Raw genomic sequence first — 2,675 nt, 5'->3', positions numbered from 1 at the left:
CTCGAAAAGCTTACCACATGATCCCCGGCTGTCAAACCAGATCATCTTCTTCAGGAATCCCGACCCGCATCACTGCCGGCCGCGCACCCGGTGAGCACCACCCGCCCTGGACCTGCCATTCTCGGCATGAATCCGCGGATTCTGTGTTCTTCACCCCGCCTCCCGGTCACCCGGTCGGCGTCTTGAGCACGAGATGGAACTCTACACACGAACCCCACCGAACACAAAATCAAGGGTGACACCCGGCGTGCGGTCAAGGGTGGGCGGCCGGTTTCCGCCTGTTCTCGCGGATTCCTTCGGCCTGGCCCGCCCCGTTCGACGCTCCAGCGCCGTCACCCCCGGCCGTGACGTGCACCACTCCTCAGGGCGTGGCCGTCGTGTCCAGGGTCGGCTGGAGCCACAGGGTGGTCAGCGCCGGCACGTTCACCGTGACGTGGGCCGGCTGGCCCTGCCACTGGCCCTCGTGTGCCGCGATCACCTCGGACTGGCCGGTCTGCTCCCGCCAGCCGTCACCGTGGAAGTCGGTCGCATCGGTGTCCAGCACCACCGTCCACTCCCCCGCGGACGGCACCCCCACGCGCAGCCCCTGACGCGGCGACCCCGAGAGGTTGGTGATGCACAGCAGCGGGGCGCCGCCCGGTTCAGCGGCCGGGACCGCGGCGCCGTCGTCGTCGATCCGTGTCTCCGGCACCACCTGCGCCGCGGGCATGCGGAGGAACACGAGCGTGTTGCCGTCGGCGTCGCCGCCGTCCACCCACGAGAATCCCTCCGGGCTGTGGTCCAGCGACCACAGCGCCGGCTTGCTGCGGTAGAGCGCGTTGAGCTCCCGGATCGTCAGCTGGACCCCGCGGTGCGCCTCATCCCACGAGACGGGCCAGTCCAGGCCCTCGCCCTCGGACCACTCGCTCGGCTGCGCGTACTCCCCGCCCATGAACAGCAGCTGCTTGCCGGGGTGCGCCCACATGTACCCGTAGTAGGCGCGCAGGGTCGCCAGCTGCTGCCGTCGGTCGCCCGGGATGCGGCCCAGCAGGGAGCCCTTGCCGTGGACGACCTCATCGTGGGACAGCGGCAGCACGTAGTTCTCCGAGTAGGCGTACACCATGGAGAACGTCCACTGCTCGTGGTGCCACCGGCGGTTGACCGGGTCCTGGGACAGGTAGGCCAGGGTGTCGTGCATCCAGCCCATGTTCCACTTCTTGCCGAAGCCGAGACCGCCCGCGTCCACGGGAGCGCTCACCCCGGAGAAGGCCGTGGACTCCTCCGCGATCATGTGGACGCCGGGGTGCAGGCGGTACACGGTCGCGTTGACCTCGCGCAGGAAGTCGATGGCCTCGAGGTTGTGGTTGCCGCCGTGCACGTTGGGCTCCCACTGCCCGTCCTCGCGCGAGTAGTCCAGGTAGAGCATCGAGGCGACGGCGTCCACGCGCAGCCCGTCGATGTGGAACTCGCCGAGCCAGTAGAGCGCGTTGGCCACGAGGAAGTTGCGGACCTCGGTGCGGCCGAAGTCGAACACGAGGGTGCCCCAGTCGGGATGTTCGCCCCGCCGCGGGTCCGGGTGCTCGTACAGGGCGGTCCCGTCGAAGCGCGCGAGCGCCCACTCGTCCTTCGGGAAGTGCGCCGGCACCCAGTCCACGATGACGCCGATCCCCGCCCGGTGGAGCGCGTCCACCAGGTGCTTGAACTCGTCCGGGGAGCCGAACCGGGAGGTGGGGGCGTAGTAGCCGGTCACCTGGTAGCCCCAGGACCCGCCGAACGGATGCTCCGCGACCGGCAGGAACTCCACGTGCGTGAACCCGAGCCACTGCACGTACTCCACGAGCTGCTCGGCCAGCTCGCGGTAGTCCAGCCCGGGCCGCCACGAGCCCAGGTGCACCTCGTAGATGCTCAGCGGGCGCTCGTGCGGGTCCGTGAGACGGCGGCGCTCCATCCAGGTGCGGTCCCCGAAGGCGTAGTCGGACTCGAGCACACGCGAGGCCGTGGCCGGCGGGACCTCCGTCCAGCGGGCCATCGGGTCCGCCTTCTGCCGCCAGAGCCCGTCCCGGCCGAGGATCTCGAACTTGTAGCGGTCGCCGTGACCGACGCCAGGCACCAGCAGCTCCCACACGCCGGAGGAGCCGAGGGACCGCATGGCATGGGTCCGGCCGTCCCAGCCGTTGTGGTCGCCCACCACGCGCACGGCCCGCGCGTTCGGCGCCCAGACCGCGAAGGCCGTGCCGACGGCCTCGTCGGCGGAGGTGCGGACCACGCGGGCGCCGAGCACCTCCCACAGCCGTTCGTGCCGGCCCTCCCCGATCAGGTGCAGGTCCAGCTCGCCGAGCGTGGGCAGGTGCCGGTACGCGTCGTCCTGCTCCTGGACGGGGCCGGTCGTGCCGTCCTCGGTCTCGTATGCCACCTCGACGCGGTAGTCGCCCGCGGCGGCCCCGGCCACACGGGGCGTCGGGGCCACGCCCGCGAACACGCCGTCGTGCTCGTGCGTCAGCTCCACGCGTTGCCCGTCGCCGGCGCGGACCACCGTGACCGTGCGCGCCAGCGGGCGCAGCACGCGGTAGGTGACCGCGGCGCCGTCGGGATGCGGGTGGGCGCCCAGCACGGTGTGCGGATCGTGGTGCCGGCCCTGCGCGACGGCGGCCAGCACCTCCGGGTCCACGGCGAGCGGGGCGACGGCGGGACGGGGG

1 protein-coding gene is annotated in these 2,675 nt (G+C 71.4%); it reads right to left on the bottom strand.

The features are described from left to right. Positions 1–361: 361 nt before the first annotated feature. Positions 362–2,675 (bottom strand): 1,4-alpha-glucan branching protein GlgB (glgB, locus tag J1M41_RS04925; RefSeq protein ID WP_206451273.1); only part of this gene is annotated, 2,314 nt, incomplete at its 5' end.

The sequence above is a fragment of the Micrococcus sp. KRD096 genome (genome assembly GCF_017168495.1).
GTDB lineage: Bacteria > Actinomycetota > Actinomycetes > Actinomycetales > Micrococcaceae > Micrococcus > Micrococcus luteus.
Note: the sequence above shows the minus strand (reverse complement) of the source record. Positions and strands in the feature narration are given on the sequence as shown.